The sequence below is a fragment of the Flavobacterium araucananum genome (assembly GCF_002222055.1).
GTDB classification, from domain to species: Bacteria; Bacteroidota; Bacteroidia; order Flavobacteriales; family Flavobacteriaceae; genus Flavobacterium; species Flavobacterium araucananum.
The window spans coordinates 60085-67990 of sequence record NZ_MUGS01000040.1; the positions used below are offsets into that span (position 1 = coordinate 60085).

Here is a 7906-nt window from a genome sequence, read left to right on the forward strand (position 1 = left end):
ATTCTAGTATTCCAGCGTTTGCATTGCATGTGCCGGTATAGTAATGGTTGTTTTTAGAGAATTATTTACTAAACTGTAAACAATTTCTTTATTGGTTGAATTCATGATAACGGTTACAATTTTTCCATCTGTATTCTTAAACGAGGTACTTAGCAAACTTTTATCACTTAGGTTTGATTCGATTCTTTTTGCATTTGGTCTGATAAATTTTGACAAATGCCCAATATAATAATACATTGGTGTATAAATTAATTCATCTTTTGAAAGGTCTCCGTGAAGGGGTGCAAAACAAAAATTGCCTACATGATTTGGACCGCCATTTTGATCTAACAGAATATTCCAATCTGTCCAGGCAACGGTTCCGTTATTAAAATCATTAATCATATTAAGCCCGTATCGTTCTGCATTGCCCCAAAACTGGAATTTTGTAGCATCAAATTTTTCAATACAACCTTCGGTAAAAATTAAGTTTTTGTTTGGAAATGCTTTATATACCTCGGCAACTGATTCGAATTTTGGTGTTCCGCCATTCCAGGTTTCATACCAGTGAAATCCAATTCCCCACGCATATTTTGAAACCTCAGGATCAGAGAAAACAAGATTGGCTCTTTTTACCAACATATCTCCACGGTTATGATCCCAGATAATTATTTTTTTATCACCCAGATTTTCCTTTTCTAAAGTTGGTCCCAGAAAATTTTTCAGAAAATCCCGTTCTGCCTCAGGAGTATAAATACAGGATTCCCATCTCTGGCTTGCCATTGGCTCGTTTTGAATGGTTAATCCCCAAACTGGGATTCCTTCTTTTTCGTATGCTTTTATAAATTTTGCATAATAATTTGCCCAGGATTGCGCAAATTCAGGCAATAAAACGCCGCCGTGCAAAATATCGTTATTATCTTTCATGAAAGCTGGGGGACTCCATGGGCTAACAAATAAAGTTAATTTCCCGCCGGCTGTTTCCATTGCTTTTTTGATTAATGGAATTCTATATTTTCTGTCGTGATCGATATTAAAGGTTTTCAGCTCTTTGTCTCCTTCCTGAATATAGGTGTAACTCTCACTGCTAAAATCGCAACTGTGTATGTTTGTTCTGGCAAGAGAATATCCTATTCCTTTGTCTTTGTCATAATATGCAGTAAGAAATTCTTGTTGTTTTTTTGGAGACAGTTTGGCAAAAACTTCAGCACTTGCATCTGTAATTGCACCACCAATACCCAAAAATGTCTGAAATGTTTTTGAAGGATCTATAGAGATTGAGACTGCTGAATTTGTTTGTTGGGAACGTGAGATTAGATCATTAGACAATGATAATCTTAACTTGGTGTTTTCTGCAGTAGTATAAACGTTGATTTTTGAATTTGTTTTGGATTTCCCACTACCTGATTGCGCCACAACCTTTGATAAACAACTTAATTGCAGTATTAATATTGGAATTATTAAAATTTTATGGGTTGATTTCATTGTATATTAGATGCTATTAAAAAAAATAAGGGCTAAATAAATAGCCCTTAACTACTAAAAAAATAAATTAATACACTAAGGTTTGTATTGCGTGCGCTGGTATTTTTACCACTGTTTTTTCTGTCGCTACTATTAAATTATAGGTGATTTCATTATCTGTATGATTCATTACTACGGTAGACATCTTGCCATCGGTGTTTAAGAATGATGTGCTTTGCAAATAGCTTCGGCTAACTGCTGTACTTACCCGAACGGCATTTGGACGAATGAATTTTGAAAAATGTCCGATATAATAATACGAAGGCGTATATATTAATTCTCCTGTTGTTGTATCTGCGTGTATTGGGGCAAAGCAAAAATTGCCTACATGATTTGGACCTCCGTATTGGTCTAAAAGAATGTTCCAATCTGTCCAGCCCACTGTTCCGTTATTAAAATCGTTGATCATTGAAGTTCCGTATCTCTCGGCATTTGGCCAAAATTGATATCTTGCTGCATCAAATTTTTCTACACATCCTTCTGTAAACATTAATTTTTTGTCCGGATAGGCTTCATGAACTCTGGCAACATTTTCGAACAAGGGCTGTGCTCCTGTCCAGGTTTCATACCAGTGAAATCCAATTCCCCACACATATTTTGATGCTTCAGGATCTGAGAATATTACATTGGCTCTTTGTACCATTAAATCACGATTATGATCCCAGGCAATGATTTTTATTCTTTCCAGACCTTCTTTTTTAAGTGTTGGTCCTAAATAATTTTTCAAAAAATCTCTTTCGGCTTCGGCAGTATACAAACAAGATTCCCAGGTTTGTGTTGCCATTGGCTCATTTTGTACTGAGGTTCCCCAAATCGGGATTCCTTCTTTTTCGTAAGCTTTGATAAATTTTGCATAAAAATTTGCCCATGGCTGATAAAATTCAGGAAGCAGAGTCCCTCCTTTTAATACATTTTTATTGCTTTTCATAAAAGCGTTTGGCGACCATGGTGTTGCATAGGTTACTAATTTTCCTCCGGCTGTTTTGATCGCTTGTTTTATTAAAGGAATACGATATTGCCTATCATGTTCAATAGAAAAAGTTTTTAAATCCTTATCGCCTTCTTCTATATAAGAATAGCTTGCACTACTAAAATCTGAACTCTGTATGGTTGTTCTTAGTAGGGTGTAGCCAATTCCTTTTTGAGCATCGTAATAAGCATTTAAAAATTCCTGCTGTTTGTCTTTTGATAGTTTCGCAAAAATTTCGGCACTTGCATCTGTAATAGCACCACCGATCCCCATAAAAGTCTGAAACTTTTTTGACGGCTCAACAAAAACCGAAATTTCGGTTTCAACGGGTTGTTTTGATGTTGTAAAAGATAAATTATCTGTAGGGGTTAACCTTAATTTTGTATTATCAGCAGTAGTATATACTGTGATCTTTTTGTTGTTTGTGGTAAATACTTGTTGGTTTTTTTGGTTTTTCTGCTGTGCAAAAACAGCCAGAGAAAAACATAAACAGGTAATAATAAAGCCGTTTTTTTTCATTGAGTATGTTTTTATATTTTAAGACTTTAATGAAATATAGGAGTCAAATTCATAGCCGCCCTGATTTAAAAATAGCCCATACTCATAGTGATTATGGGCTATTTACAACCAAACTTAAACTTAACTTAAACTAACATAACAGTTGAGATTGCTTTGATAAAAGACTACCTAACAGCATTTTCTATCACAATTCTCACTATTAATATTATTAATTATATCCTGGGTTTTGAACCATTTTAGTATTATTGAATTCAGTAACCGGAATTGGGAAAACTTCGTTTTTGTTAGGAGTAAATCCTTTAAAAGCAAGTTTAGCAGCAGCCTCACCTGTTCTTACTAAGTCAAACCAACGGTGCCCTTCTCCGGCAAGCTCTAATCTTCTTTCATTTAAAATAGCAGCAATAGAAACTGGTACAGGTGCTACACCTGCTCTTATTCTAACTGCATCTAAAAGTGCCTGAGCTCTTGCTCCTGTACCTCCCAGTGCTTCTGCTTCCATTAGATAAGTATCTGCCAAACGAATAACATAAGCATTTACCCCAAAATTAAGGAAAGGATTAGAGGCTTTAATATCAGCATTAACCACTGCATATTTAATAAAATGATATCCTGTTTCCTGGTAACTGTCTGTATAACTGATAAGCCTGGTTGGATCAGGTTGGTCAGCTGGAATATTAACATTACCTCTTGCAGCACCTGCATCAAAAATAGTAGATGCATAACGAGGATCTCCCAATAAAGCAGCGTTCAATTGTGGCGTAACCACCATAAAACCCCAACCGTTAATATAATCCGGCAGGCTGGCCCCTAATGGTTTTCTGGAGTACCCTCTAATACCTGTTAACTGAGCAACAAGGTTTCCTTCATCATCACCTCTTTCATAATTACCCCAGTCAGCGTTTGATTTATCGGAGTAGCTAATTTCTAAAATAGATTCTGAATTAAATTTGTTCAAATGATTCCATAGATCAGAAAAATGATCCATCAATTTATAACCATAGATACTAGCTCCTAAAGTAGCTCCGTTTACTTTGGCCAATTGTGCAGCAGCTTCCGGTTTTTTGTTATCGTATAAATAAACTTTTCCTAAAAGTGCTGTTGCAGCTCCCTGGCTTAATCTTCCTGATTCATTTGATGGGATCGTAATTGGTAATCCCCCAATTGCTTCGTTTAAATCTTTTTCGATCTGAGCATAAACATCTTCTGGTTTTGCCTGTACGATTGTAGTAATTTCTGCCTGGGTAACCGGCGCCAGAATCAACGGAATGTTTTTAAACATTCTAACAAGGTCAAAATAGTAATAAGCACGTAATGCTTTTACTTCTGCCATATATCTTGCTTTTAGAGCTGCATCCATAGGAATTCCAGGAAGCTTGGCAACCATGATATTACATCTCGATACACCTTTGTAATAATCTGCCCATATTTGTGGCTTAATATTACCCGGGCTTATCGAATAGTTTGACGCAACCTGAAGTCCTGCCTGGTCATCTGCACCACCACCACCTGCATAAAAATCATCAGAGGCAGAATTTAAAAACAATAGTGGCCCGGTTTCCATGGCTCCGGCAAATTTTCCTAATTTATCATAGGCGGCAACAAGTCCTGAATAAGCCTCTTTCTCGTTTCGGTAAAAATTATCTTCAAGTACAACTCCATCTCCTTTTACCTCTAATTTTTCATCGGTATCGCACGCCCCAAGTGTTAGTAACACTCCAAAGGCGATTAATGACTGTTTAAAACTTATAAGTTTCATAATATTTTATTTTTTTTAATTAAAATTGCAAATTAACTCCTAACATGTATGATTTTGCCTGAGGATAATACCCTCTGTCAACACCTTGCACATTGTTTGCACCAGCTGTAGTAGGGCCTCCAATTTCAGGATCAAAACCAGTATATTTAGTAATTGTCCATAAATTTTCTCCAGTTACATACAATCTCACTTTTTGCAATGAAATGCTTTCTATCCATTCTTTTGGGAAAGAATATCCAAACTGAACTGTTTTAAATCTAAAGAAATCTCCTTTTTGCAATTGAAAATCAGATGGGTTACTAAAGTTTTTATTAGTGTCCAGCGTCGTAACTCTAGGATAACTGTTTGTTGATCCCGGTCCTGTCCAACGATTTAAAACTTCTGTTTGGTAGTTTGCATTTGTAATATCAAGTCTTCTTAATCCTTGGTAAATCATGTTTCCACCAGCACCTTGTCCAAAAACTAACATGTCAAATCCTTTGTAGTCTAAGTTTAACGTTAAACCGTAGGTAAATTTAGGTAATGAAGTTCCTAAAAAAGTTCTGTCATTAGATCCAATTACACCATCTCCGTCTAAATCCTGCCAACGGAAATCTCCCGGTTTAGCATTTGGCTGAATTACTTTTCCTGCAGCATTTTTATAAGAATCAACGTCTGCCTGAGTTTGAAAAATACCATTTGTTTTAAATCCGTAGAATGAATTGTAAGCTTGTCCAACCTGTGTTCTGTTGATTTCGTAAGCAGTAGATTGTACCGTTTCATCACCAACTACATAATTAACTCCTTGAGAAATATAAGTGATCTCATTTTTGATGTAAGAGAAGTTTCCATTAACAGAAAGATTTAATGCTCCAATTTTTTTACGGTATCCTAATTCAATATCGATACCTTTATTTTGCATATCGGCTAAGTTAGCATAAGTATCTCCTGTTGCTCCAACATATCCGGGAACAGGCACTTTCATTAAAATCCCTTCTGTTTTTTTGTTGAATAAATCTACGCTTAAATTAAAGTCATGAAAAAGTGTCGTTTCAAAACCAATATTAAGTTGTTTTGTTTCTTCCCATTTTAAATCAGGGTTAGGAATTGCATTTGGACTTTGTCCTGTATTTACTACTCCGCCAATAGTATAATTTCTTTGAATTCCGATAGTTGAAAGATATAAGAAATCCGGAGAAGAATCGTTACCGGTTACCCCGTAACCTCCTCTAATTTTTAAAGTATTTATTACATTATTTTCTTTCCAGAATCCTTCTTTAGACGGTACCCAACCTAAAGATACAGAAGGAAAAGTTCCGTATTTATGGTTTGGTCCAAAACGAGTAGAACCATCACGACGAAGAATACCTGTAAAAATGTATTTCTCTTTATAATCATAGTTTAATCTTGAAAATAAAGACTCTACTCTATGCTCAACAGCTTGACCATTATAAGCATTTGCAAGCTTGTCTGCGATTGGAATATCAACATTAAAAGAAGCTTCATCATGCGTAGTTGCAGGAACACCCTGATAAGTGATATCATTACCAGAGGTAATGTTGTCTACATAAGTTCCTTTTCCTAATAAGATACCAAAATGGTGATCACCAATTTTTTTATCATAGTTTAAAGTATTCTCCCAGTTCCAGCTAAAACTTTTTTGATACGATCTGAAAAGTTCATTTTTAGTTTTGCTCGTCGCATTGTTCAGGTAATAAACCGGAGTAAAGTTATCTGAACCAAAGTATGCTAATTTTGCACCGGCAGAAGATTTAAATTTTAAACCCGGCAAAAGTTCTGCTTCGACAAAAATATTTCCAACAAAATTATCAGAGAAGTTATTGTTCCCTAATCTTGTTTGTGTATAGGCCAATGGATTTGAAGTTTCCTGAGTTACAATACTGGAAATTCCGTAGTAATTTCCGTTTTTATCCTTCAGAGCATTTGGATTCGCATAATCTGGATTTCCAACTGCAGCACTCGGACTTACCAATACAGGTGTCAAAGGATCTAAGTTTACTGCTGATGATAAAGGTCCTCCAAACTCATCGTTAGTATTACCAAAACCTAGTGTTTTTTCGTTAGAATAACCTAAAGTCTGTCCCAGTTTTATATACTTACCAATTTTATGGTTCGAGTTTAAACGGATGTTTTTTCTGGTGTAATTAGAGATATCACTCGTTACAATACCTTGCTGATCAGAGATACCAAAAGACATGTAGAATGTAGAGGTATCATTACCACCACTAAAACTTAATTCATGAGAAGTACGTTGTGCATGGTCATTAAAAATTACATCTTGCCAGTTTGTTCCATTTCCAACATTTGCAGGTACAGTAAATCTGGTTGGAGTTCCACCATTTACGTTCGCTTCATTTTGGATCGTTACATATTGTTGCGCATTTAATAAATCTAATTTTTTTGAAGCTTGAGATGTTCCTGCAAAACCTGTATAGTTTACAGAGATCTTTCCTGCTTTACCTTTTTTGGTTGTTACCAGGATAACCCCTGCAGCAGCACGAGAACCATAGATTGCACCAGAAGCACCATCTTTTAATACCTCTATAGATTCAATATCAGATTGATTCAGGTATCCTATACCACCATTATCTACGATTACACCATCGACAACCCATAACGGATCATTATTATTTAAAGTAGTAAAACCACGAATACGAATTGTAGATGCAGATCCTGGTTGTCCTGCGTTTGCAGCAATCGAAACACCCGAAACTCTACCTTGCAGAGCTTGCTCTACTCTTGTAATAGGTAAACTTTCTAAATCTTTTGCTTTTACACTGGAGATAGAACCTGTTACAACACTTTTCTTTTGTGTACCATATCCTACTACTACAACCTCATTTAAGGATTGGGATTCAGGTCGCAATTTAATTTCAAGTTTTGTTCTTCCGTTTACTGGTTCCTGAACAGTTACGTATCCTACAAAACTTACTGATAAAGTTCCGTTTGAAGGAACCGTTATTTGAAATTTACCATCAAAGTCAGAAGCTGTCGCTTTACTTGTGCCCTTAATTAAAATTGTTGCCCCAGGGACGGGTAACCCACTTTCATCATTAATTGTTCCGCTTACCGTAACATCCTGTGCAATTGCGATAACTGAAAACAGTAGAGACGAAATACAAAAAATAAGTAATTTTGTTAATTTCATTTTTCTAAAA

4 protein-coding genes are annotated in these 7906 nt (G+C 35.7%); all 4 read right to left on the reverse strand.

Annotated features, from left to right (window positions below; translation table 11 throughout):
• Positions 1 to 3: 3 nt before the first annotated feature.
• On the reverse strand, positions 4 to 1464 hold the full coding sequence (locus B0A64_RS18070) for a glycoside hydrolase family 30 protein (RefSeq protein ID WP_089480900.1): 1461 nt from the start codon (positions 1462 to 1464) through the stop codon (positions 4 to 6).
• Between the two features lie 67 nt (positions 1465 to 1531).
• Entirely contained in the window at positions 1532 to 2992 is a 1461-nt protein-coding gene (locus tag B0A64_RS18075) for a glycoside hydrolase family 30 protein (protein WP_089480901.1), read from the reverse strand.
• Between the two features lie 208 nt (positions 2993 to 3200).
• Positions 3201 to 4748: a RagB/SusD family nutrient uptake outer membrane protein gene (locus B0A64_RS18080; RefSeq protein ID WP_089480902.1), complete on the reverse strand. Its 1548-nt coding sequence runs from the start codon at positions 4746 to 4748 to the stop codon at positions 3201 to 3203.
• Positions 4749 to 4767: 19 nt separating this feature from the next.
• The gene (locus tag B0A64_RS18085) at positions 4768 to 7896 is read right to left on the reverse strand and encodes a SusC/RagA family TonB-linked outer membrane protein (protein WP_089480903.1); all 3129 of its coding nucleotides are present in this window, start codon (positions 7894 to 7896) and stop codon (positions 4768 to 4770) included.
• Positions 7897 to 7906 lie beyond the last annotated feature (10 nt).

What these genes read in the sequence shown, in the direction of transcription:
- B0A64_RS18070 (WP_089480900.1), bottom strand. Translation starts at nt 1,464, where the DNA reads ATGAAATCAACCCATAAAATTTTAATAATTCCAATATTAATACTGCAA.
- B0A64_RS18075 (WP_089480901.1), bottom strand. Translation starts at nt 2,992, where the DNA reads ATGAAAAAAAACGGCTTTATTATTACCTGTTTATGTTTTTCTCTGGCT.
- B0A64_RS18080 (WP_089480902.1), bottom strand. Translation starts at nt 4,748, where the DNA reads ATGAAACTTATAAGTTTTAAACAGTCATTAATCGCCTTTGGAGTGTTA.
- B0A64_RS18085 (WP_089480903.1), bottom strand. Translation starts at nt 7,896, where the DNA reads ATGAAATTAACAAAATTACTTATTTTTTGTATTTCGTCTCTACTGTTT.